Source organism: Aquihabitans sp. G128 (genome assembly GCF_019048865.1).
Classification (GTDB): domain Bacteria; phylum Actinomycetota; class Acidimicrobiia; order Acidimicrobiales; family Iamiaceae; genus Aquihabitans.
Map to the genome: position 1 here is coordinate 1,846,059 of NZ_CP077604.1, position 21,697 is coordinate 1,867,755.

General features: G+C 74.7%; 21 protein-coding genes and 1 pseudogene. 8 read left to right on the top strand and 14 right to left on the bottom strand.

What is annotated here, in order from left to right; genetic code table 11:
• Nucleotides 1–24 precede the first annotated feature (24 nt).
• The gene (locus KSP35_RS08815) at nucleotides 25–426 is read right to left on the bottom strand and encodes a hypothetical protein (protein WP_217000994.1); all 402 of its coding nucleotides are present in this window, start codon (nucleotides 424–426) and stop codon (nucleotides 25–27) included.
• A gap of 309 nt (nucleotides 427–735) precedes the next feature.
• On the opposite strand from KSP35_RS08815, the gene KSP35_RS08820 reads away from it, so the two are divergent.
• Complete coding sequence (locus KSP35_RS08820) at nucleotides 736–2,448, top strand: alkaline phosphatase (protein ID WP_217000997.1); 1,713 nt, start codon at nucleotides 736–738, stop codon at nucleotides 2,446–2,448.
• Here the strand turns inward: KSP35_RS08820 and KSP35_RS24215 are convergent.
• The 3 genes and pseudogenes from KSP35_RS24215 to KSP35_RS25735 all read right to left on the bottom strand — a co-directional run.
• Nucleotides 2,445–2,927: an OsmC family protein gene (locus tag KSP35_RS24215; RefSeq protein ID WP_254127053.1), complete on the bottom strand. Its 483-nt coding sequence runs from the start codon at nucleotides 2,925–2,927 to the stop codon at nucleotides 2,445–2,447. The genes KSP35_RS08820 and KSP35_RS24215 overlap by 4 nt on opposite strands.
• 50 nt (nucleotides 2,928–2,977) lie before the next feature.
• Entirely contained in the window at nucleotides 2,978–3,238 is a 261-nt protein-coding gene (locus KSP35_RS24220; protein ID WP_254127054.1) for a hypothetical protein, read from the bottom strand.
• Nucleotides 3,239–3,446: 208 nt separating this feature from the next.
• Nucleotides 3,447–3,578 (bottom strand): annotated as a pseudogene (locus tag KSP35_RS25735) (TetR family transcriptional regulator); the annotation flags it as partial.
• A 110-nt stretch (nucleotides 3,579–3,688) separates the two neighbouring features.
• Between KSP35_RS25735 and KSP35_RS08830 the strand changes: the two are divergent.
• A complete protein-coding gene (locus KSP35_RS08830) occupies nucleotides 3,689–3,913 on the top strand; it encodes a hypothetical protein (protein WP_217001001.1) in 225 nt (74 codons plus the stop codon).
• Here KSP35_RS08830 and KSP35_RS08835 read toward each other — a convergent pair.
• Complete coding sequence (locus KSP35_RS08835; protein ID WP_217001003.1) at nucleotides 3,910–4,221, bottom strand: GYD domain-containing protein; 312 nt, start codon at nucleotides 4,219–4,221, stop codon at nucleotides 3,910–3,912. The genes KSP35_RS08830 and KSP35_RS08835 overlap by 4 nt on opposite strands.
• 87 nt (nucleotides 4,222–4,308) lie before the next feature.
• On the opposite strand from KSP35_RS08835, the gene KSP35_RS08840 reads away from it, so the two are divergent.
• Nucleotides 4,309–6,960 carry a glycoside hydrolase family 38 C-terminal domain-containing protein gene (locus KSP35_RS08840; RefSeq protein WP_217001005.1) on the top strand — a complete coding sequence of 884 codons (2,652 nt, stop codon included), beginning with the start codon at nucleotides 4,309–4,311 and terminating at the stop codon, nucleotides 6,958–6,960.
• Between the two features lie 66 nt (nucleotides 6,961–7,026).
• Here the strand turns inward: KSP35_RS08840 and KSP35_RS08845 are convergent, their stop codons facing one another.
• From KSP35_RS08845 to KSP35_RS08860, 4 genes are read right to left on the bottom strand one after another with little or no spacing between them, the layout of a single operon-like run.
• A complete protein-coding gene (locus KSP35_RS08845; RefSeq protein WP_217001007.1) occupies nucleotides 7,027–7,824 on the bottom strand; it encodes a L,D-transpeptidase in 798 nt (265 codons plus the stop codon).
• A 24-nt stretch (nucleotides 7,825–7,848) separates the two neighbouring features.
• Nucleotides 7,849–9,168: an adenylate/guanylate cyclase domain-containing protein gene (locus tag KSP35_RS08850; protein ID WP_217001009.1), complete on the bottom strand. Its 1,320-nt coding sequence runs from the start codon at nucleotides 9,166–9,168 to the stop codon at nucleotides 7,849–7,851.
• A 5-nt stretch (nucleotides 9,169–9,173) separates the two neighbouring features.
• The gene (locus tag KSP35_RS25230; protein WP_217001012.1) at nucleotides 9,174–11,150 is read right to left on the bottom strand and encodes a hypothetical protein; all 1,977 of its coding nucleotides are present in this window, start codon (nucleotides 11,148–11,150) and stop codon (nucleotides 9,174–9,176) included.
• Nucleotides 11,151–11,162: 12 nt separating this feature from the next.
• Entirely contained in the window at nucleotides 11,163–12,176 is a 1,014-nt protein-coding gene (locus tag KSP35_RS08860; protein ID WP_217001014.1) for an NAD(P)H-dependent glycerol-3-phosphate dehydrogenase, read from the bottom strand.
• Nucleotides 12,177–12,365: 189 nt separating this feature from the next.
• On the opposite strand from KSP35_RS08860, the gene cofC reads away from it, so the two are divergent.
• Together cofC and KSP35_RS08870 are read left to right on the top strand one after the other, a co-directional pair.
• Nucleotides 12,366–12,950 (top strand): 2-phospho-L-lactate guanylyltransferase, encoded by a 585-nt coding sequence (gene cofC, locus KSP35_RS08865; RefSeq protein ID WP_217001016.1) that lies wholly within the window; start codon nucleotides 12,366–12,368, stop codon nucleotides 12,948–12,950.
• A gap of 11 nt (nucleotides 12,951–12,961) precedes the next feature.
• On the top strand, nucleotides 12,962–13,720 hold the full coding sequence (locus tag KSP35_RS08870) for a PIG-L deacetylase family protein (RefSeq protein ID WP_254127056.1): 759 nt from the start codon (nucleotides 12,962–12,964) through the stop codon (nucleotides 13,718–13,720).
• Nucleotides 13,721–14,415: 695 nt separating this feature from the next.
• On the opposite strand, the gene KSP35_RS08875 is transcribed toward KSP35_RS08870, so the two are convergent.
• Nucleotides 14,416–15,855, bottom strand: a complete 1,440-nt coding sequence (locus KSP35_RS08875) for a CoA transferase (protein WP_217001018.1) — start codon at nucleotides 15,853–15,855, stop codon at nucleotides 14,416–14,418.
• A gap of 56 nt (nucleotides 15,856–15,911) precedes the next feature.
• Here KSP35_RS08875 and KSP35_RS08880 point away from each other — a divergent pair, with 56 nt between their 5' ends.
• Nucleotides 15,912–17,129, top strand: coding sequence for a citrate/2-methylcitrate synthase (locus KSP35_RS08880; RefSeq protein WP_217001020.1), 1,218 nt, complete (start codon nucleotides 15,912–15,914; stop codon nucleotides 17,127–17,129).
• Nucleotides 17,130–17,226: 97 nt separating this feature from the next.
• Here KSP35_RS08880 and KSP35_RS08885 read toward each other — a convergent pair whose 3' ends face one another.
• Nucleotides 17,227–18,630 carry a carotenoid oxygenase family protein gene (locus KSP35_RS08885; RefSeq protein WP_254127057.1) on the bottom strand — a complete coding sequence of 468 codons (1,404 nt, stop codon included), beginning with the start codon at nucleotides 18,628–18,630 and terminating at the stop codon, nucleotides 17,227–17,229.
• Nucleotides 18,631–18,684: 54 nt separating this feature from the next.
• Between KSP35_RS08885 and KSP35_RS08890 the strand changes: the two genes are divergently transcribed.
• Nucleotides 18,685–19,278 (top strand): TetR/AcrR family transcriptional regulator, encoded by a 594-nt coding sequence (locus KSP35_RS08890; protein WP_217001022.1) that lies wholly within the window; start codon nucleotides 18,685–18,687, stop codon nucleotides 19,276–19,278.
• Nucleotides 19,279–19,367: 89 nt separating this feature from the next.
• Here KSP35_RS08890 and KSP35_RS08895 read toward each other — a convergent pair whose 3' ends face one another.
• A complete protein-coding gene (locus KSP35_RS08895) occupies nucleotides 19,368–19,682 on the bottom strand; it encodes an HU family DNA-binding protein (RefSeq protein ID WP_217001023.1) in 315 nt (104 codons plus the stop codon).
• A gap of 135 nt (nucleotides 19,683–19,817) precedes the next feature.
• On the opposite strand from KSP35_RS08895, the gene KSP35_RS08900 reads away from it, so the two are divergent.
• Complete coding sequence (locus KSP35_RS08900; protein ID WP_217001024.1) at nucleotides 19,818–20,039, top strand: hypothetical protein; 222 nt, start codon at nucleotides 19,818–19,820, stop codon at nucleotides 20,037–20,039.
• Here the strand turns inward: KSP35_RS08900 and KSP35_RS08905 are convergent.
• Nucleotides 20,023–20,484, bottom strand: coding sequence for an HIT family protein (locus KSP35_RS08905; RefSeq protein WP_217001026.1), 462 nt, complete (start codon nucleotides 20,482–20,484; stop codon nucleotides 20,023–20,025). The genes KSP35_RS08900 and KSP35_RS08905 overlap by 17 nt on opposite strands.
• Nucleotides 20,481–21,668 carry an aminotransferase class V-fold PLP-dependent enzyme gene (locus KSP35_RS08910; RefSeq protein WP_217001028.1) on the bottom strand — a complete coding sequence of 396 codons (1,188 nt, stop codon included), beginning with the start codon at nucleotides 21,666–21,668 and terminating at the stop codon, nucleotides 20,481–20,483. Before KSP35_RS08910 ends, KSP35_RS08905 begins: the two co-directional genes overlap by 4 nt.
• Nucleotides 21,669–21,697 lie beyond the last annotated feature (29 nt).

The following is a 21,697-nucleotide window of genomic DNA, read 5'->3' on the forward strand; positions in this document are numbered from 1 at the left end:
CCGCCGAGGCGGGTGGGCGCGGGGTCAGCGGGGGCGGTCGAGCGCCGGGCCGAGGGCGACGGCGGCGAGCGCCGACCACGCCAGCAGCCCGGCGAGGCGCACCACCCGGGCGCCGTCCCCGTCGGCGGCGTCACCCGACCCGGTCCCGCGCGCGGCGCCGATGGCACCGATGGAGAGGAACGACCCCACCGACCCGATCGAGAGCGCCGAGCCCACCGAGCCGATCGACAGGAACGAGCCGACAGAGCCGATCGAGAGCGCCGAGGCGACCGACCCCAGCGACCACGCCGAGGCCGCGGAGAGCACCGAGCCGCTGGAGGCGAAGGACGCCACCGAGCGGTGGGAGCGGGCCGAGAGGACCGAAGCCTCGGAGTCGATCGAGCCCCCGTCGGGCCCGAAGCGGTCTGACCAGGACGACGCTGCCATGGCCGCGCACCGTACCCCGAGCCGGTCGGGCCGTCCCCGCCCGACCGGTGGGGATCGGTGCCCTCGGCCGACGCCGCGACCCACCAGGACGGCCCGGACCAGGCCGAGCCGGCCGACCGGTGAGCGATCGGGCCCGCCGTCGGCCGGGTCCACCACCGGTCCCGGCCAACCGACCCCGGTCGACCTGGTGAGGATCCGTGGCCGCAGGGGGCAGGGACGGCCACCAGAACGGGTGGAACTGCGGATCGGGCGCTCGCGGGCCGGCCGGGCGTGGAACACTCGGCGGCGCAGATCCACGAGGGGGCCGACGTGACCGCAGCACCAGACCAGCCGAACGACGACGGCGCAGCGGGCGGCAGCCTGCTGGGCGCCATGACGAGCCGGCGGGCGTTCCTCGCCGGCGCGGTGGCCACCGCCGGGCTGTCGATGCTCGACCCCCGCCAGCTCGCCGCGGCGCGGCGGCGCGCCGTGGCCCTGCCGGTCGGGGACCTGTTCCCGCTCGGCGTGGCGTCCGGCGACCCCACCGCCCAGGGCGTGATCCTGTGGACGCGGCTCATCAGCCCCGTGCCGGCCACGCCGCTGCCCCCGGCCGACATCGCCGTCGATTGGGAGGTGGCCACCGACGACGCCTTCGCGGACGTCGTGGCCAGCGGCACCGCCCCGGCGGTGGCGGCCCTGGCCCACTCGGTCCACGTCGACGTCGAGGGGCTGCAGCCCGACACCTGGTACTGGTACCGCTTCAGCGCCGACGGCCGCACCAGCGCGGTGGCCCGGACCCGCACCTTCCCCGGTGCCGGTGCGACGCCGGAGCGGGTGGTGTTCGCCCTCGCTACCTGCCAGAACTGGTCCGACGGCTACTACACGGCCCACGCCGGCATCGCCGCGGAGGACCTCGACTTCGTGGTCTTCGTGGGCGACTACATCTACGAGAAGAGCGCCAACCGGCAGCCCCGCCCGATCTCGATCCCCGAGTCGGTGGACCTGCCCACCTACCGGGCCCGCTACGAGCTCTACAAGGGCGACCCCAACCTGCAGGCCTCCCACCACCGGGCGCCGTGGATCACCACCGTCGACGACCACGAGGTCGCCAACAACATGATCGCCGGCATCGGCAAGGACGGCGAGGCGGCCGGCGACCCGGCGGCCATCGCCGCCTGGCTGGCTCGCCGGGCCGACGCCTACCAGGCCTGGTACGAGCACCAGCCGGTGCGCCTCCCGGCCCCGTCCAGCGCCGACTACCGCATCCACCGGGTGGTGGAGCACTCGGACCTGCTCCGCTTCTTCGTGCTCGACGGCCGCCAGTACCGCTCCGGCTACCCCACCGGGACCACCTCGGAGGGCGCCGACGACCCGAAGCGCTTCGACGAGGACCGGACGATGCTCGGCGCCGAGCAGGAGGCGTGGCTCGACCAGCAGTTCGCCGCCACCACGTCGCGGTGGAACGCCGTCGCCCAGCAGACGGTGATGACCGCCACGCCCATCCCGGTGGGCAAGACCAACTTCTTCAACTTCGACCAGTGGGACGGCTACGTGGCCGCCCGCAACCGGCTGCTGCACAGCCTGGTCGACCGCAAGGTCCGCAACCCCATGGTCCTCTCGGGCGACATCCACCTGGCGGCGGCCGGCGGCGTGCGCCTCGACTACGACGACCCTGCGGCGCCCGACATCGCCAACGAGGTGGTCACCACCTCGATCTCGAGCCGCTTCGACGACGGCCTCCTCGACCTGTTCACCGCGGCGCTGGAGAAGGCCTCCTGGGCCCGCTACGGCAACGCGGTGGACCGCGGCTACGCCCTGATCACCCTCACGGCGAACGAGTGGCGCACCGACTTCCGCGTGGTCGACGTGAAGGTGCCGTCGGCGACCGTGCGCACCGATCACACCGACCGGGTCCAGGACCGCGACCCGGTGGTCCTGCCCCCGCCCACCACGGCGCCGCCGACCACCACGGCACCACCCGCTGGTCCGGCCCCGGCCACCGGCGCCCAGCCGGTGAGCGGCGCCGCCGACTACACGGGCTAGGCCCGGGAGGCCCAGGAGAACGTCGGGGCCACCACGACCTCGGTGCGCAGGCTGTTGGCGATGAAGCACTCGCGGTGCGCGACCTCGGTGAGGTGGAGCAGCCGCTCCTCGTCGGGACGGGCCCGCTCGGTGTCGGCCAGCACCACCGCCGGGCGCAGGTCGATGCGGGTGAGCCGGACCGGGAGGTCGTCCTCCGGCATGAGCGCCGAGGCCTCGTCCGCGTAGGCCACCACGTCGAGCCGGGCCCGGGCCGCCACGGCGAGGAAGCTCAGCAGCTGGCAGGACGAGGCGGCGGCGAGCAGGAGCTGCTCGGGGTTGGCCAGCGCCGGGTCGCCCCCGAAGGCGGGGTCCGAGGAGAGGACCAGGTCGGCGCCGGCGGGCGGGGTGGCCAGCCGGTGGGCCCGGTCGTAGGCGTCGTAGCCGGCGCCGGTGGAGCCGCTCCAGGTGAGCGAGCTGCGGTAGGTGTGGGTGGCGGCCATGGCGCCAGCCTGCCAGCCCGCCGGGCCAGGCCCACCGGCAGTTCGGGGGCTCAGCGGCGACCGAGGAAGACCACGCGGGCGAGGTCCGAGAGCACCGTGGTGGGGGCGTCCTGCTGGAGCATCCGGGAGAAGGCCAGGCCCTCGCCCAGCGACACCAGCACGGTGGCGAGGTCGGCGGCCGGGATCGCCAGCTCGATGGCGAAGCGGTCGGCCTCGGACTGGATCATGCCGGTGACGAAGGCGAGGATCATCGACTCGCGCGACGCCAGCTCCTCCTGCATCTGGGGCCGATCCCGCGTGGTGCTGGCCACCTCGAGGATCAGCGCCCCCCCACAGCTGCTCGCCGACCATGCCGTCCCACCACCCGGTGAAGGTGTCCAGCCGGGCCTCGATGGTCTCGGGGGAGCTCAGCAGCGCCTGCTGCAGGTCGACCAGGCGGTTGCGGAAGTGCCGGTCGAGCACCGCCAGCACCAGCTCCTCCTTGCCGTTGAAGTTGGAGTAGACGGCGCCCTTGGAGAAGCCGGCCAGCTCGGCCACCCGCTCGAGCGACGTGCCCCGGTAGCCGTGCTCGAAGAACTGGTCGGCGGCCACCTCGAGCAAGCGCTCGCGCGTGACGGCCTGGCTCTCTCGACGTGACAGGCGGCGCTCCATGCGAGGGCGATGGTACTCGGATGCCGCCGGTCTCCGAGTGCCCCGAACGGGCGGCTCGGATCGGCTCGCTTGCCGCGGGAACGTGGCGCCCGACACGTAACCTCGCACCGATGACCGAGCCGAGCGCCTCCACCCGGGCCGACCGGCTCGCCGTGGGCACCAAGGTCGAGGTGCGCTCCGGCTTCGACGGCTCCTGGTCCACCGGGTTCGCCGTCGAGGAGGTGCTCGAGGCCGGCTACCGCCTGCGCCGGCGCAGCGACGGCCAGGTCCTGCCGGCCACGCTCCCGTCGGCGTCGGTCCGCAAGGAGCGCAAGAGCTCCATGTGGTGGGTCTAGGCCTCCGGCCCGGACCCCACCCCGCCGCCCATGGTGGCGATGAAGTCCTCGACGTCGATCGCCGTGAGCGTCATGGTCTTGAGCGTGCCGCGTGCGGCGAGGGTGGTGGCCACCTTCGCCATCGTGAGCTCGTCCGGCGCCTCGAGGATGTTGAGGAAGTCCCACTGGCCGAGCAGCGCGAACTGCTCTAGCACCTTCACGCCCATGGACTCGACGTCGGCGTTGACCTCGCGCAGCCGCTCCGGGCTGTCGCGCAGCCGGGCGTGGCCGTCGGGTCCGAGCGTCGAGAGCATCACGAACTTGGGCATGGCGGCCACCCTAGGTCGGCCTGCCACCCCCATCGGCCGCTGCGGGGGTGGAAACGGACACCGGTGCCACGTCGTAGCTTGGGCGCCATGGCCCGCCAGGTGCACGTCGTCCCCCACACCCACTGGGATCGGGAGTGGTACAAGCCGTACCCGGTCTTCCGGATGCAGCTGGTGGAGCTGCTCGACCAGCTGCTTCCGACGCTCACCGACGACGACAGCTACGCCCACTTCCAGCTCGACGGGCAGATGGCGGTGGTCGACGACTACCTGGAGATCCGCCCCGGGGAGCGGCAGCGCCTGGTGGACCTGGCCGAGGCCGGCCGGCTCACCATGGGCCCCTGGTACACGTTGCCCGACGAGTTCCTGGTGTCCGGCGAGACCCTGGTGCGCGACATCCAGCTGGGGCTGCGCAAGGCGGTCGAGTTCGGCGGCGCCATGGAGATCGGCTACCTGCCCGACATGTTCGGCCACGTCGCCCAGATGCCGCAGATCCTCCGGCAGTTCGGCTTCGCCGACGCCGTGGTGTGGCGGGGCATCCCCTTCGCCGTCGACGCCTCGGCGTTCGACTGGGAGGGCCCCGACGGCTCCTCGGTGCGGGCCGAGTACCTGTCCGACGGCTACTCCAACGGCGCCCGCCTGCCCGAGCACGGCAAGCAGCTCGTGGAGCAGCTCGACGCCTTCTGGGCGGCGCAGGGCCCGCTGGTCAGCGACCCGATCCTCTGGATGAACGGCACCGACCACCAGCTGCCGCAGGCCCGCCTGGGCCGCGTGGTGGCCGAGGCCAACGAGGCGGGCGCCGGCTACGAGCTGGTGGTCACGTCCCTGGCCGCCCACCTGGCCGCCTCGTCCCGCGAGGGCCTCCCCCGGTGGGTGGGCGAGCTGCGCTCCGGGGCCCGCACCAACCTGCTCATGGGCGTGGCCTCCTGCCGGGTCGACGTGAAGCAGGCCTCGGCCGAGGCGGAGCGGTGGCTCGAGCGGGTGGCCGAGCCGCTCGCCGCCCTCTGGCTGCCCGCTGCCGAGTGGCCGGGCGCCTTCCTGGACGTGGCCTGGACCGACGTCATCCGCAACGCCGCCCACGACTCCATCTGCGGCTGCTCGGCCGACGAGGTCAACGACGCGGTGCTGCACCGCTACGCCGAGTCCACCCTCGTCGCCCGCTCCCTCACCGAGCGGGCCCTGGTTCGGGTGCTCGCCGCCTCGGGCCAGGCGGCCATCGCCGTCAACCCCACCGCCCGCGAGCGCTCGTTCACCTCGACCTCGATCGTCTCCGGCGAGGTGGCGCCGCCGCACACCCAGCAGCTCTCCTACCGGCCGGCCCGCGTGCGGTTCGCCTCGGTGGGCAAGGCCGAGGCCGAGGCCGTGGTCATGCGGGCCGCCCTCGAGGACCCCAAGGCGTCGCAGGCGTCGCTGGCCCCGGCCGACGACGGCTCGGGCGACTGGATCGCCACCGTGGTCACCGACCGCCAGCCCACCCAGGTCGACGCCATGGCGCTGCGCCAGCAGCTGCGGGACCTCGCCGCCGCGGACCCCACCGGCACCGTGCACGTCGACCTCCTGCGCCCCTCGGCCACCCAGGAGGTGCTGTTCCGCAGCGAGCCGGTGCCCGGCTTCGGCTGGCGGGGCCTCGCCCCCGCCGACCTGGGCGACCACTCCGTCCGGGCCGAGGGCCAGGGCATCACCAACGGGCTCGTCACCGTGGTCCCGGACCAGAGCGACGGCACCTTCGCGGTGAACGGGATCGAGGGGTACGGCCGGCTGGTCGACGAGGGCGACGACGGCGACACCTACAACTGGAACCCGCCCACCCACGACCAGGTCGTCCAGCGCCCGCGCGACGTCGACGTGCTCGTGAGCGAGGCCGGCCCGGTGCGGGGCCGCATCGTGATCACGCGCACCTACTGGCTGCCCACCCACGTCGAGGACGGCCACCGGGTGGGCGAGGTCGAGACGGTGGTCACCACCACCGTCGACGTCCACGCCGGCGAGGACCTGGTCCGGGTGTCGATCGCGTTCGACAACCGCTCCGAGGACCACCGCCTCCGCGTCCACCTGCCGCTGCCCGAGGCCACCGACCACTCGGTGGCCGAGTGCGCCTACGGCACCGTCACACGTGGCCTCACCGCCGAGGGCGGCCCCACCGAGGTGCCGCTCCCGACCTTCCCGAGCCGCCGCTTCGTGGCCGCGGGCGGGCTGCTGGTCGCCCACGACGGGCTGAGCGAGTACGAGCTCGTCGAGCTCGAGGGCGAGGGCCCCGACGCCCGGGCCCGAGAGCTGGCCATCACCGTCATCCGGTGCATGGGCGTGATCTCGAAGCCGCCCATGGCCATGCGGGCCGTCGAGGCCGGGCCCCACACGCTCACACCCAAGGCCCAGATGCCCGGCCACCACAAGGTGTCGCTGGTGCTGCACCTCGCCGGGCGCGACCCCTACGCGGTGGCCGACGAGGCGTTCACGCCCGTGCAGACCGCCCGCTTCCCCGGCAAGGGCGGCCTCGGCGACCCGACCGCGAGCAGCCAGGCCCTGTCGGTCACCGGCGCCGAGGTCACCGCCCTGCACCGCACCGACGCCGGCACCCTCGAGCTGCGCGTGGTCAACCCCACCGACGCCCCCGCCACCGTCGTGGTGGCCGGCCGCACCGGTCGCGTGGTCGACCTGCGCGGCGAACCGGCCGGGCCGGCGTTCACCGGCGAGCTGGAGCTGGGCCCCTGGAAGATCGCCACGATCCTGCTCGACGACTGAGCGGCTCCCTGCCGGTCCGGGGCGTGACCGGGCCGGCGCCGCCTCGGCTCACCGAGAGCCGCGGGGTCAGGCGACGACGTCGACCGGGGTGCCCAGCGGGGCCAGCTGGGCCATGCGGGTGATGGCGTCGTTGGTCATGCGGACGCACCCGTTCGACACGTTCTGGCCGAGCAGCTCGGGCCGGTTCGTGCCGTGCATGGCGATCTGGCCCACGCCGCCGCCGAAGGACTGGAGCACGTCGCTGAACCCGGCGACGCTCACCTGGTAGGCGCCGTAGGGGCCGGTGTCGTAGGGCACCTTCACGATGCCGTCGACGAAGAACGTGCCCAGCGGGGTGGGGGTGGCCGGCGCGCCGACGGCGACGGTCTCCTGGAGCAGGACGTCGTCGCCGTGCAGCACCGTGACCCGGTGCGCACCCACCTCGACCAGCACCCGGTTGGGCACCTTGCGCAGGGTGACCTGGGCCTTCTCCACCCACAGGACCAGGTTGTTGGGCCGCGACGAGACCCGGACCTGCAGCCACGGGCCCTTCTCGGCCAGGACCAGGAACACCACCGGCAGGCCCTCGTGGGTGGGGTTGGCCAGGGCCGGCTTCTCGAGGTACGGCACGTCCGGTGCCTGGAAGAGCGACACCGACGGACCGTTGGCGTCGGCCACCAGGAAGCTGGTGGGCGCCTTCTTCTTGGCCGGGCCGGGCCAGGTGCCCGAGAGGGTGGAGGTGGCGCTCGCCCGGGTGGAGATGCGCACCGCGTCGGGCACGGTGGGCGCCTCGGTGGACGTGAAGCCCACCAGCGCGAACGCGCTGCCGATCGTGAGGATCACCACGACGGGGATGCCCCGCAGCACCCAAGCCCACCTGCGCATCCCGGAAGGATACGACACGGGCCTTCAGGTTTCCTTCGGCTCCGGGCCGTCGGTCGGCGCGGCGGGGGCCTCGTCCTCGCCGGCGGAGCGGCGCCGGTGCCGCTCCTCGCGCCGGGCGGCGATCTCGGCCACCCGGGCGGCCCGCCGCTCGGCGCGGCGGTGCTCGGCCTCTTCGTGGTTGGCGTGGTCGGGCTCGGCCACCGCTTCGCGGCGCAAGACGAACAGCGGGATGCGCCCGATGTTCTTGAGGTTGCGCGGCCCGATGGTCTTCCAGACGAGGCCGGGCTCGTCGGCCAGGGCCTCGTGCACCTCCTCGGAGCAGACGACCGCACCGGGGAAGGCGATGTTGACGATCCGGCTGGCCCGGTTCACCACCGGACCGAACAGGTCGGCCTCGCGCTGGAGCACCGGGCCCGCGGCCAGGCCCACCCGCACGTCGGACAGCTCGTCGTCGTCGCGGTAGGTCTCCGACAGGGTCAGGGCGATCTCGGCGGCGGCCCGCACGTCGGCGACGGAGAACATGACCTCGTCGCCGATCATCTTCACCACGCGGCCGCCCAGGCGGCTGACGGTGTCGTAGGCGATGGCCTCGAAGCGGTCGACCACGGCGGCCAGCTCGTGGGCGGTGACCTGCTGGCTGAGCGCGGTGAAGCCCACCAGGTCGGCGAAGCCCACGGCCCGGTGGTCGGGGTCGGTGCCGGCGTGCTCGCGGGCCATGCGGGCCCGGGCCTCGGCCTGCACGTGGCGACGCCACACGAAGTCCATGACCTGCAGGAGGGTCGGCAGCAGGACCGGGGCCACCGCCGCGAAGTCGTCGTCCCCGTGCTCGGTGGCGCCGAGGTGGTGGTTGGTGGGCTCGGCGGGGTCGATGGCGTCGACCAGGGCCGAGGCCACCCGGGCCAGCGAGGAGCCGATGACCCGGGCCATCTGGACGATGAGGTCGTCGTCGATCATCCCCATGTCGAGGAACCGGCCGATGGTCGAGAGCATCCCGACGTCGAACTCGGTGAAGATGCGGTCGCCGCGCCGGGGCTCGACGAAGCCGAGCGAGCGCCACATCTGGGCGATCAGCTCGGCGGAGAGCCCGGTGGCCTCGGAGATCTCGGCCAGGTCGTGCGAGGGCGTCTCGGGCAGCACCAGGTGCTCGATGGCGAGCAGCTCCAGGTGGCGGTGCGAGCGGGCCTCGGCGATCTCGTCGTCGCTCAACCCGACCGAGCGCAGCAGGGCCGCCATGGCGTGGGCGTCGAGGGGCGACGTGGCGCTCGACGCGAAGGGGGCGGGGTCCGGGGCGTCCACCTCGGTGGCCGGGTCGGGCCACCGCACGGGCTCGGGCGCGTCCGGCACCGGGCTCACGAGAACGTGCCGCCCTCGGGGATGGTCGGCGGCTCGGGCTCGTCCGGCGCCGAGCCGGGCTTGCGCATCTCCGGGAGGATGTCGGGGTGCTCCGACACCAGGGTGAGCTGGTCGAGGCCGGCCGGCGGCGCCACCTCGGCGAGCAGGGCGTCGCCGCGCAGCTCGGTGGTGGACCAGGTGGGGTCGAGGCCGGGGATGGTGAGCCGCACCGGGGCGAGGCCGGGGTGGGGCTCGAGCTCCCACAGCAGGGCCGGTCGGATGCCGTGCCAGCGGACCGCGAACGAGAGCCGGCCGAAGTCGGTGGGCGCATCGTGGAGCTCGATGCCGCCGCCGTACCAGCTCTCGGGGTGCACCGGCAGCAGCGCCAGGCCGTCCGGGCGTTCGGCCACGAGCAAGCTCCGTGCCGCCGCGACGACCGCGGCGGCCGCCACCAGGTCGTGGCCGCTCGGGCGCCCGCCGGGGCCGGGGCCGGCCCAGGTGCCGGTGGGCGAGGCGGCCACCACCACGTGGTCGAGCTCGGTGACGGCCGCGGCGTCGCCGCCGGCGATGCGACCGGCCAGCAGGACCAGGTGGTCGGCGGCGGTGGCGGGGGTGGGCTCGGGCAGGTCGGCGGCCACCCGCCCGGCGAGGGCGGCGACGCTGGTCCCGGCGCCCGGTTGCCCGGCGGCGGTCAGCATGGTGGCGGCCGAGGCGAGGGCGTCGGCGGCGCGGCGGCGGGAAGCGGTGCCGGTCAGGTGGCCCTTGCGGTGGGCGCGGTCGAGGCGCTCCACGGCGGCGGCCACCTCGGGCAGCATCCAGTCGAGGAGGGCGTCGATGCGGTGCAGGCGCCAGTGGCGGGCGATCACGGCGAGGGCGAGGGCGTCGACCTCGGGCGTCGGGTCGACCAGGCGCTCGATCCAGCGGGCCACGACGGTGCCCACGTCGGCCGGGCGGTCGAGCAGGTCGAAGGCGCCGAGGAGGACCTCGGTGGCACCGGGCTCGAGGTCGGGCATGCGGTGGCCGTCGCGGCGCACCGCGGTGCCGTCGTGGGCCAGGTGGATCTGGGCTCGGGCCCGCTCGGTGGCGAGGGCCAGGCGGCGCTCGGGGATCTCGAACCGCGGGCCGCGGCGGTGGACCTCCCAGCCCGAGGCCACCGTGGCGGCGTCGGGCAGCACCGCGGGGTATGGCACGGGGTCGGTGCCGACCTCGCCCACCGGCACCGCCACGCGGAGGACCGCGGTGTGAGGCAGGGGGTAGATGAGCGCCAGGGTGGCCAGGCCGTCCGGGCAGTCGGCGGCCACCAGCTCGGTGCCGGCGGCGCCCGAGGTCACCACGGCGGCGACGTCGCCCAGCTCGTGGCTGCCGACCGCCAGGTGGTTGGGCTTGCGGGGCACCACCAGCACGGGTCGGCCGTCGATGCGGACCAGGTGGGCGACGTCGCGCCCGGTGCCGCCCTCGGTGGGCTCGATGGTGATGCGGGAGGCGGCGCCCACGGCGTCGGCCACCAGGGGCCGGAGCACGAGCGCCACCGCGAACGGCACGGCGGTGGCGTTCTCGACCTCGACGCCCACCCACTCGTCGCCGATCGGCCGGGGCGACCGGAAGCCGTAGGCCCGGTGCACGGCGTCGCCGCCGGGGATGCGCACCAGCGTCTCGACCACCGGTGCCTCGTCCACCAGCTGCTGGCGGACGGCGGCCTCCTGCGGCGGCAGGTGCCAGCGATCGTCGGCGCCGACCCACCAGTCGAGGCTCCAGCCCTCCCCCACCACCAGGCCGGTGGGGTCGACCGCGGTGGCCGTGGGCGACGCCACCGTGCCGATGAGCGTCCAGCGGGGCGGGGCGCCCTCGGCGAGGCCTCGGGGCAGGACCCAGCCCGCCTCGCCGAGGCGGGCGGCGAGGCCGCCGGCGTCCTCTGCGGGGGCGCCCGAGGGCTCGGTCGCGGGGGCGGCGGTGTCCGGCGGGGCGGCGGCGGTCGGGGTGCGGCGGCGGAACATGACGGCCCGGGTCTACCGGGCCGGGCTGATCCCGTCCATCTCACGGCCCGTGCCCCGCTTGAGCAGCCCGGCGTAGGCCTCGGCGGCGGTGCGGCCGCCGTGGCAGACGCCGTAGACCTCCTGGGCGATCGGCATGTCCAGGCCCAGCTCGTCGGCCAGCTCCATGACCACCTTCGACGTCTTCACGCCCTCGGCGACCATGTTCATGGCGGCGATGATCTCGTCGATGGTCTCGCCCTTGCCGAGGCGCTCGCCGACGTGGCGGTTGCGGCTCTGGGTGCTGATGCAGGTGGCCACCAGGTCGCCCATGCCGGCCAGCCCCGAGAAGGTCAGCGGCTCGCCGCCGAGGGCCACGCCCATGCGGGTGACCTCGCTCAGGCCGCGGGTGATGACGGCGGCGCGGGTGTTGTCGCCGGCGCCCAGGCCGTCGGCCATCCCGGACGCGATGGCGATGACGTTCTTGAGCACGCCGCCCATCTCGCAGCCGACGATGTCCTCGTTGATGTAGACGCGGAACAGGTCGGCCTGGAAGATCTGCTGGATGGCCTTGGCGACGTTGTCGTCGTCCATGGCGATCACGCTGGCGGCGGCGTGGCCGGCCAGGATCTCCTTGGCCAGGTTGGGGCCGGTGAGGATGCCGACGGGGTGGCCGGGCAGGACCTCCTCGATGAGCTGGCTCATGCGCAGCTTGGTGCCCAGCTCGAGGCCCTTCGAGAGCGAGACCACCGGCACCCAGGGCCGCAGGAAGGGCTTCACGGCCTCCAGCGACGAGCGGAAGCCGCTCGAGGGCACGCCCATCACCAGCAGGTCGGCCTCGGTGACGGCCTTCTCCAGGTCGGCCGTGGCCCGCAGCTGCGACGGGAGGCGGTAGCCGGCGAGGTAGTCGCCGTTCTCGTGGTCCCGGTCGATCTGCTCGGCCAGCGTCGCCCGCCGCGACCACAGCTGGGTGGGGGCGTTGTGCGAGGCGAGGGCGGCGACCGTGGTGCCCCACGAGCCGGCACCGATGACGGAGACCCGGATGTCCATGGCAGCGCACGTTAGGCGGTGATCGCTCGGGTGTGACGCCCGTCGCACGGGTCGACCCGGGTGCCGTCGACCGCTTGCGGTGGGCGACGGCCGGGCGCTGCCGGGTGGCGGCGGCGTGCTGGTCGGGTGCCGGCCGGCTGCGTGGCGACGCCCGCCGCTGGTCCGGGTCGCCCGGTAGCGTGACGGGCGATGCGTGCCGCCGTCGTGATCCCGGTCAAGGGGTTCCACGCGGCCAAGCTCCGGCTGGCGCCGGCGCTCACCCCGGAGGCCCGGGCGGTGCTGGCCCGGCAGATGGCCACGCGGGTGGTCCAGGCCGCCGGCGACCTGCCGGTGATCGTCGTCTGCGAGGACGAGGTCGTGCGCGGCTGGGCGGCCGAGGTGGGCGCTTCGGTGCACTGGACGCCGGGGCTGGGCCTCGATGGCGCCGTGCACGCCGGGGTCGCCGCCGCCGAGGCCGCCGGCGCCGAGCGGATCGTGGTGGCCCACGCCGACCTGCCGCTGGCCACCGGGCTGGACCACGTGGTCGGGCGCTCGGGCGTGGTGCTGGTGCCGGATCGCCGCACCGAGGGCACCAACGTCATCGCCATCCCGGCGGGCAGCGGCTTCCGGTTCCAGTACGGGACGGGCTCGTTCGCCCGCCACCGCCACGAGGCCGTCCGGCTGGGCCTGCCTGTCGAGGTGCTGACCGACGCGGCCCTCGGGTGGGACGTCGACGTCCCCGACGACCTGCAACTCCCCGACGGCGACGACCTCGCCGTCGGCCGGCCCCGCTGAAGGAGCTCCCCGTGCCCTCGCTCGACCTGCCCGTCCCTGCTCGCGCCCTCGCCGTCGGCGCCCACCCCGATGACATCGAGTTCGGGGCGGGGGCCACGTTGGCCAAGTGGGCCGCGGCCGGGTGCCAGGTGTCCTTCGCCATCTGCACCGACGGCTCGAAGGGCACGTGGGACGCCGACGCCGACCTGCACCAGCTGGTCCGCACCCGCCAGCTGGAGGCGGCTGCGGCGGCCGCGGCCATCGGAGCCACCGGCGAGGTCGTGTTCCTCGGACGGGTCGACGGCGAGCTGGAGAACGACCGCGAGACCCGATCCGAGCTGTCGCGCTGGATCCGCGTGCTGCGCCCGGACGTGCTGCTGGGCCACGACCCGTGGAAGCGCTACCGGCTGCACCCGGACCACCGGGCCGGCGGCTTCCTGGTCTGCGACGCCCTCGTGGCGGCCCGGGACCCGCACTTCTTCCCCGAGCACGAGGTCGCCCACCACCGGCCCTCGGCGCTGCTGCTCTTCGAGGCCGACGAGCCGGACCACGCCGAGGTGGTCGACGTCGGCCACGTCGACGCCAAGATCGCCGCCCTCGAGGCGCACCGCTCGCAGTACGAGTCGACCATGTTCATCCCCACCGGTGACGATCCCGACGGCGAGGGGCCTCGGGTCGGTCCGGCCGGGGAGCGCTTCCGCGCCGAGGTGCGCGCCGGCACGGCCGAGGCCGGCGGCTGGGCCGGCGTCGCCCACGCCGAGCGCTTCCGCCTGATGCCCACCGATCGCTGACCCCTGGCGGGTCGCCGGCGTGCGACCAGAGCCAGCACCACGGTTCCGGTCGCGGATCGAGCACGTGGCCAACACCCACTGCGACCAAAGCCGCGCCTGTGGTTCTGGTCGCGGAACGAGCACGTGGCCAACACCCACTGCGACCAAAGCCGCGCCCCGTACATCTGGTCGCAGAACCGGCAGCTAGCCGACACCAGCCGCGACCAAAGACGCGCCCCGTACATCTGGTCGCAGAACCGGCAGCTAGCCGACACCAGCAGCGACCAAAGACGCGCCCCGTACATCTGGTCGCAATACCGGCAGCTAGCCGACACCAGCCGCAACCGAAGCCGCTCGCCGCAGTTCTGGTCGCCCGCCAACCTGCACCGCGACCAGTGCCTCGCCGCGATGCTCTGGCCGCAACGTGGGTCGCCAGCCGACACCGGCCGCGACCAGAGCCCGCCACGACGGTTGTGGTCGCCAGCCGACACCGGCCGCGACCAGAGCCCGCCACGACGGTTCTGGTCGCCACCAGCTCGAACCGCGACCAGAGTGAGTTCGTGCGGTTCTGGTCGTGCCGCGCCCCGCCAGCCAACGCCGATCGCGACCAGACACCGATGCGGAGGTTCTGGTCGCCCGGTGGCAGTGCCGGACTGCCGACAACCGCAGGGTTGCGACCTGAGCTACCAGTTCGGGGCGAGCGTCCGCCGGCGCGGCTACCAGGTGGGGGCGGCGACGCCGAGCGGGCCGGCGGGGACGGCGAACGACGGCACCAGGCCGGCGATCGTGCCCGCCAGGGGCACCCGGTCCGCCGCTCCCCAGGCGGTGGCCACCGGCACCAGCAGGTCGTCGGGCCACGGGCCCCGCTCGGCGGCGAGGCCGCCGGGGACGGGCGAGGCGAGGAGGTGGTTGGCCGCTCCCACCAGCGAGCCCCGCACCTCCGCGGTGGCGCCGGTCCGCACCAGGCGGGTGAGCGCCCGGCACGTCGCCGCTGCCAGCAGGTGGCCGACGCCGTGGTCGAGCGCCTGGGCCGGCAGGGGCACCGGCCGGTCCGAGCCGGCGGCGACCATGCCGGCCGCCGCGATGCCCGTGCTCATCTGGACGAGGCTGTCGAAGCCCCGCCGGCCCGACCACGGCCCGCCCCAGCCGTAGGCGTCGTGGCTGACGGTCACGAGCGCCGGGTTCAGGGATCGGAGCCCCACCGAGTCGTAGCCCAGCCCGGCCAGGGCGCCCGGGCGCAGGCCGGCCACCACCACGTGGGCCTCGGCCACCAGCGCCTCGAACCGCCGACGGTCGTCGAGGACCCGAAGGTCGAGGGCGGCGCACCGCTTGCCGAGGGTGGTCTCCGGCAGCAGCGCCCCGACCTCGGCGAACCCCGGCGGGTCGATCCGCACGACGTCGGCGCCGTAGCCGGCGAGGTACCGGGTGGCCACCGGCCCGGCGATCACGCGGGTCAGGTCCAGGACGCGGATGCCCGCCAGGGGCGCAGCCCCTGGCGGGGTGCCCAGGTCGACCGCGGTCCCGCCGGTGATCGGGACCGGGTCGCCCAGGCGAACGGGGGCCTCGCTCGCGGTGGCGAGGCCGGCGGGGTGGGCGCCCCACGAGGCGGCGTCGCGCAGGACCGCAGCACAGCCGCCCTCGTCGACCACGGCCGCCTCGAGCTCGTCGCCGCTCCGGAGGGCGACCCGGGCGGCCACCTCCTCGCGGGTCACCTCGACCGCCGGGTCCAGCCCGAGCGCCCCGAGGGCAGCGTCGCGGTGCGAGGCGTAGTTCGTGTGGAGCCGGATCCACCCGTCGGCGCTGCGGTGGTCCCCGGCGAGCGGGTCCCAGATCGGCGGGCGCTCCCAACCCTGCGGCTCGAAGAGCGCCTCGCACAGGAAGGAGGCGCAGGCCGCCGTGCGGTCGACCGAGACGGCCGGCAGGGCCGACCCGGTGCGAGCCGCCCACAGCTCCGCGACGGCCAGGGCGGCGGCGCCGGCGGCCGCCGATGCGAAGCCCGTCACGTCGAACACCGAGGGAAGGACGACCTCGGGCCCGCTCGTCGCCACCGCCTCGGCGAGCGCCGCCTCGCCACCCAGCGCCGCCCACAGCACGGCGAGGTGGGCCTCGGTGCCGAGCATCGGACGGGAGGCGGTGGGGGGTGGGGTGACGGCCATGGCGACATCGTCCGCCGGCTCGACCTGCAGATCAACGTTGATTATCGTCAACGTTGATGACCGACCAGCTGAGCGCCCGCGAGGTGGCCGACCGCCTCGGCGTCGAGCTGTCCACCGTCTACGCCTACGCCAGCCGGGGATCGCTCACCCGACGCACCGGCTCCGATGGACGCCGGAGCCGCTACGACGCCGACGAGGTGGAGCTGCTCGCCCGCAAGGGCCGGCCCCGCTCGGTGCGACGCCGGCCCGGCGCGGTCGACGTCGTGATCGGCACCACCGTCAGCGAGATCGGCGACGGCTGGGTCCGCTACCGCGGCCACGACCTGCTCGACCTCGCCGGCCGCCACCCCTTCGAGGCCGTCGCCGACCTCCTCTGGACCGGCGAGCTGGAGGGGCCCGACGACGAGGCCCGCGCCGCGGTGGCCGCTGCCGGCGACCGCGCTGCACGCGCCGCCCACCGAGCCGCCCGCTCCCTCCCCGCCCAGGCCCCGGTGAGCTCCCGCCTGGCCGTCGGCGCAGCCGCGGCCTCGGCCCTGCTGCCACCCGACCCGGTCGACGCCGCCGCCACCCTCGTCCGCGCCCTCGTGGCCTCGCTTCCGGTCCGGACCCCCACCGGCACGAAGGCCAGCACCAGCACCCCCACCGGCGCCGCCGAGCGTTCCGGACCGATCACCGGCATCGCCGCCGCGCTGTGGCCCCGCTTCTCGCCGCTCGCCGCCACGCGGGAACGCGTCGCCGCCCTCGACCTGGCGCTGGTCCTGCTCGCCGAGCACGAGCTGGCCACGTCGACCCTGGCCGTGCGGGTGGCGGCCTCCACCGGCGCCGGCCCCGCCGAGTGCCTGCTCGCCGGGCTCGGCACGGTCAGCGGCCCGCTCCACGGGCGGGCCGCGGTCCGGGTCCACGAACGGCTGCTGGCCGGCGCCGACGGCCAGCTGGACCCCCGCCCCCACGCCGACGGCTTCGGCCACCTCGTCCACCGCGGCGGCGACCCCCGCTTCGCCCCGCTGCTGGCCGCCGTGCTCGCCCTCGCCGGACCCACGCGTCGCCGCACCATCGACGCCGACCTGGCGGCCCACGCCGCCGCCGGCGCTGCTCCACCCAACGTCGACGCCGCCCTCGGCGCCCTGGCCCTGGTGGCCCGGGCCGACCCCGGCACCACCGAGGCCGTGTTCGCCATCGCCCGCACCGCCGGCTGGCTGGCCCACGCCTACGAGGAGGCCGACGAGCTCCCCCTCCGCTACCGCGGCCGCACCCTCTACCGCGGCCCCCGCTGACCTCCCCAGACCCGAACCTGTCGCAGTTGGCCGACGCCCCGGTCGACAACTGCGACAAGTTCGTGGGGTCCGGCGACCAGAGCCAGCCGCCAGGGCGCTACTGGCCGGTGGGGATCCAGTTGCCGTGGAAGCCGAGGGGGACGCGAGCCGGCAGGTGGACGCGGGCGACCGGGGGCTCGGACGGGGCGGCGGCGTCGAGGACGACCAGCTCGCTGCGATCGGTGGTGCGGTCGTGGACCAGGGTGAGGTACCAGCCGTCGTCCTCGGCGGCCTCGGCGGTGCGGGGCACGAACACCAGCTCACCCGCCGTGCGACCGGCGCCGAAGCCGACCACCTCGCGGGCCCCGGTGCGGTTGTCGTAGCGGACGAGGCCGCCGGCGTCCCACCGCACGTCGTCGCTCTCGAGGCCGAGGTCGCCGTCGACCAGGCCGAGGCCGGTGGCCCAACCGAAGCGGTGGCGGCGCCCCACCACCCGCTCGTCGACTCGGGGGAACTCCAGGGCGAAGTCGTCGAGCTGCTCCTCGCGGACCTTGCCGGCCGCTCGGTCGACCGTCCAGCGCCACAGCGACGGGGCGCCCTCGTTGGGCCCCTGGTGGTCCGTCGCGAACATCTTCGGGTGGCGCACGACGTCGAGCACCACGGCGTCGCCGTCGTCGTAGGCGTTGAGCGGGTGGAACACGTAGCAGGGCTCGACCTCGAACCACTCGACCTGGTCGGGCTGGCCGCCCAGCGGCAGCACGCCCACCCGGGCGCCGTAGGCGTCGTTCCACGCGTACGGGAAGCTGCGCCCGGCCATGGCGAGGTCGAGGTCGAAGGTGACCGGCAGGTCGTAGACCACGACGCTGCTCTCGGTGATCGAGCAGTCGTGGAGCATCGGGCTGCCGGGGACCGGGATGTCGACCCGGTGGCGGATGCGGCCGTCGATGCCGGTGACGGTGTACTCGACCACCTCCGGGCGGCCCCAGTAGTAGCCCATGGTGTGCAGCTCGCCGGTGGCCGGGTCCTTCTTCGGGTGGGCGCTGAAGCCGTGCGGCAGGGTGCCGTCGAAGTCGGAGAAGCACACGGTCTCGAGCTCGTCGGTGAGCTCGGCGGGACGGCCGCCGGCCTCGACGATGGCCAGGGTGCGCCCGGCGTGGCCGATCACGTTGGTGTTGGCCGCCTCCATGTCGGCGAAGCGCTCGCCGGGCACCGGCTCCTCGCCCAGCGCCGCGCTGGCGGCGGTGCTGCGCACCCAGCGGTTCCGGTACCACTCGGCCCGCCCGTCTCGGAGGCGGATGCCGTGGACCATGCCCTGACCGGTGAACCAGTGGTAGTTCGCGGGATCCGGGGCCTCGAGCGGGTTCGGGCCGTTGCGGAGGTAGCGGCCGTCGAGCTCCGGCGGCAGGGTGCCGGTGACCGGCAGGTCGAAGGCGGTGACCTCGACCTCCACCGGGGCGTAGGCCCCTTCGAGGTAGCGGTTGGTGGCGACGTCGGGCATGGCGGGCTCCGGTTCCGATTCCATAACAGTGTTGTATAACGTTGTACTCGCAACCTGCCAGGCTGGCAAGACCCCTCCATGGCCCGCACCCCCGACCCCGCCGTGCGCGTCGCCCTCCTCGAGGCCGCGGCGCAGCTCCTGGCCGACGAGGGCCTCGACGCGCTCAGCCTCCGCAAGGTGGCCGGCCAGGTCGGGGCCTCGACCATGGCCGTGTACACCCACTTCGGCGGCAAGGACGAGCTGGTGGCCGAGGTGGTGAAGGAGGCGTTCCGCCGCCTGCACGTCGAGCTCACGTCGGTGCCGCGCACCGACGACGTCCTGGCCGACCTGGTGGCCACCGGTGTGGCCTACCGGCGCAACGCCCTGGCCAACGCGCCGCTGTACCGGGTGATGTTCGGCCTCAACCCCCTGGCGCTCACCGACCCCGCCGCCCACCAGGGCGAGACCGACGTCCACATCGGCCTCGATGCCTTCGGCGTGCTGGTGGGCGCGGTGGCCCGAGCGGTCGAGGCCGGGGCCCTGCACGGCGAGCCTCCCCAGCTGGCCCTGGCCTTCTGGGCCGCCGCCCACGGCGCGGTCAGCCTCGAGCTGGCCGGGTTCCTGGGCGAGGCCGGCCAGGCCACCTTCGACGCCGCCACCGGCGCCGTGTTCCTGGCGGCCACCCGGGCGTAGCGGCGCCCCCGAAACGAACGAAGGAGGGGCCGGAGCCCCTCCTTCGTGCGCGTGCGGTGCTGCTGCGGGGCCGGCGAGCCGGCCCCGGATCAGACCTTGGCCAGCTTGGGAGCCGGGACTTCCTTGTTGGCGACCTTCTTGAAGGTGGCGCCGATGGTGACCTTCGGGGCCTTCTTGGCCTTGACCTTGACGGTCTCACCGGTGCGCGGGTTGCGAGCGGTGGTGGCCTTCTTGGCGATCTGCTCGAAGGCGACGAAGCCCGTGAGCGCGACCTTGTCGCCCTTGGCGACGCTGGCGAGGATGGTCTCCTCGAACGCCTTCAGCACGCTCGCAGCGGTCGTCTTGTCGACGTCGGCCTGCGCAGCGACCTGGGCAACGAGCTCGGCCTTGGTGATGTTGGCCACAGCCAACCTCCTGGTTTTGTAGGGGATGCGACCCGCAATGTGGTCTGCGGGACCGCCGGAGGTCAAGTATTTCCCCGTTCCGCGCGGTTTTGGGGGATACCCCGACGATCTGTGCCCCGCTCGTAGGGTCACCGGATGCTCCCCGACGGCACCTACGAAGCGATCGTGGTCGACGCGGACGACGGTCCCGAGCCCGGCACGTTGCGCCTCGAGCTCGCCATCGCCGCCGGACCGCACCGCGGGGAGGTGCTCCCCATCGCCGTCGCCGGCCTACGCCGCGACCCGCTCGACCTGCTGGCCGTGCCCGCCACCGTGGTGGTCGAGGGCGGCGCGCCGAGGCTCACGCTGGAGGGCTGAGCTCCTCGAGCGCCGCAGCGATCGATGCCGCGGTGGCTGCCGCGTGGTCGACATCGGCGTAGCGGGTGCGGGGCCAGAAGAAGCCCTTCAGGCCGTCGCCCTTGGTGCGGGGCACCACGTGGACGTGCAGGTGCGGGACGCTCTGGCTCACCACGTTGTTCATGGCGACGAAGGTGCCCTTGGCGCCCATGGCGTCGCGCACCGCCACCGAGAGCTGCTGCACCCGCTGGAAGAGCGGCGCCACCGAGGCGGCGGGCAGGTCGGGCAGCGACACCACGTGCGGCCGCGGCACCAGCAGCACGTGGCCGGGGAACAGCGGGCGCACGTCGAGGAAGCCCACCGCCACCTCGTCGTCGAGCACCACGTGGGCCGCCTCCTCGCCGGCGACGATGCGGCAGAAGGTGCAGGAGGGGTCGGACGCCGGCGTCCCGGCGGGCTCGGTCACGCCGAGCGCCCCAGCGCCACCGACAGCGCCTCGACGAGGCGGCCGGCGTCGTCGACGGTGTTGAAGCCGTGGGCGCTGACCCGCACGGCGTCGCCCCGCACGCTGACGTGGACGCCCTGGTCGGCCAGCGCCGGGGCCAAGGCCTCGGCGTCGACCGACGGGTCGAGGCGGATGCCCAGCAGGTGGGCCGCCCGCAGGTGCTCGGGCGCCACCCGGAGGCCCAGGCGCTCGGCCCCGGCCGCCACCGCAGCGGTGATGGCGGCGGCGTGGCGGGCGGTGGCCGCCGGGCCCCACGAGGCCACCAGCTCGGCGCCCGCCAGCGCGGCCGGCACGAGTGCGAAGTTGGCGACCTCGCCGACGTCGTAGCGGCGAGCGCCGGGCTGGTAGTCGGGCGTGTAGTCGGCCAGGCAGGCGAGGCAGTGGCTGTTGGCCCGCGAGGTCCAGCCGTGCTCGATGGGCTCACCGTGGCGGCGGTCCGGTGCCGCCCACAGGAAGCCGACGCTGTAGGGGCCGCAGAGCCACTTGTAGGTGGCGCCGAACACGAAGTCGGGCCGCACGGCCGCCACGTCGAAGGGCTCGGCGCCGAGCGACTGGCACACGTCGACGGCCAGCGCGGCGCCCACGGCGTGGGTGGCCGCGCTCACGGCCTCCAGGTCGATGCGGGCGCCGTCGATCCAGTGGCACGGCGGCGCCGAGACCACGCCCACCCGGTCGCCCAAGCGATCGAGGTCGGCGAGCAGCGCGGCGGTCCAGTCGCCGTCGGCAGGGGCGGCGACCGTGTGCAGGGCACCTCCGTGGCGCAGCGCCAGGCGCTCCCAGGCGTAGACGTCGGACGGGAACTGCTTCTCGAGCACCACCGCCAACTGGCCGGGCCGGAGGTGGAGGTTGGCCGCTGCGGTCGACACGCCGTAGCTGACCGAGGGCGTGATGGCGATGCCATCGAGGTCGCCCGGCGCGCCGAGGAGCTCGGCGAAGGTGGCCCGCAGCTGGTCGACCGGGACGGTGAAGTCGTCGGCCGCCACGGTCCACGGGCGGCTCTTGCGGGCCAGGCCCATCCACCCTGCCTCCACCGCTGGCTTGGGCAGCGGGCCCATGAACGCGGTGTTGAGGTAGGTCACGTCCGGCGGCAGGTCGAACTCCTGGCGGGCCCGGGCGAAGGCATCGGGCACGGTCGACAGGCTCACGCCCCGAGTGTGCCACCCGCGGGCCGGCG

Coding starts and splice junctions, on each gene's coding strand:
- KSP35_RS08815 (WP_217000994.1), bottom strand. CDS start 426: ATGGCAGCGTCGTCCTGGTCAGACCGCTTCGGGCCCGACGGGGGCTCG.
- KSP35_RS24215 (WP_254127053.1), bottom strand. CDS start 2,927: ATGGCCGCCACCCACACCTACCGCAGCTCGCTCACCTGGAGCGGCTCC.
- KSP35_RS08830 (WP_217001001.1), top strand. CDS start 3,689: ATGACCGAGCCGAGCGCCTCCACCCGGGCCGACCGGCTCGCCGTGGGC.
- KSP35_RS08835 (WP_217001003.1), bottom strand. CDS start 4,221: ATGCCCAAGTTCGTGATGCTCTCGACGCTCGGACCCGACGGCCACGCC.
- KSP35_RS08840 (WP_217001005.1), top strand. CDS start 4,309: ATGGCCCGCCAGGTGCACGTCGTCCCCCACACCCACTGGGATCGGGAG.
- KSP35_RS08845 (WP_217001007.1), bottom strand. CDS start 7,824: ATGCGCAGGTGGGCTTGGGTGCTGCGGGGCATCCCCGTCGTGGTGATC.
- KSP35_RS25230 (WP_217001012.1), bottom strand. CDS start 11,150: ATGTTCCGCCGCCGCACCCCGACCGCCGCCGCCCCGCCGGACACCGCC.
- KSP35_RS08860 (WP_217001014.1), bottom strand. CDS start 12,176: ATGGACATCCGGGTCTCCGTCATCGGTGCCGGCTCGTGGGGCACCACG.
- cofC (WP_217001016.1), top strand. CDS start 12,366: ATGCGTGCCGCCGTCGTGATCCCGGTCAAGGGGTTCCACGCGGCCAAG.
- KSP35_RS08875 (WP_217001018.1), bottom strand. CDS start 15,855: ATGGCCGTCACCCCACCCCCCACCGCCTCCCGTCCGATGCTCGGCACC.
- KSP35_RS08880 (WP_217001020.1), top strand. CDS start 15,912: ATGACCGACCAGCTGAGCGCCCGCGAGGTGGCCGACCGCCTCGGCGTC.
- KSP35_RS08885 (WP_254127057.1), bottom strand. CDS start 18,630: ATGGAATCGGAACCGGAGCCCGCCATGCCCGACGTCGCCACCAACCGC.
- KSP35_RS08890 (WP_217001022.1), top strand. CDS start 18,685: ATGGCCCGCACCCCCGACCCCGCCGTGCGCGTCGCCCTCCTCGAGGCC.
- KSP35_RS08900 (WP_217001024.1), top strand. CDS start 19,818: ATGCTCCCCGACGGCACCTACGAAGCGATCGTGGTCGACGCGGACGAC.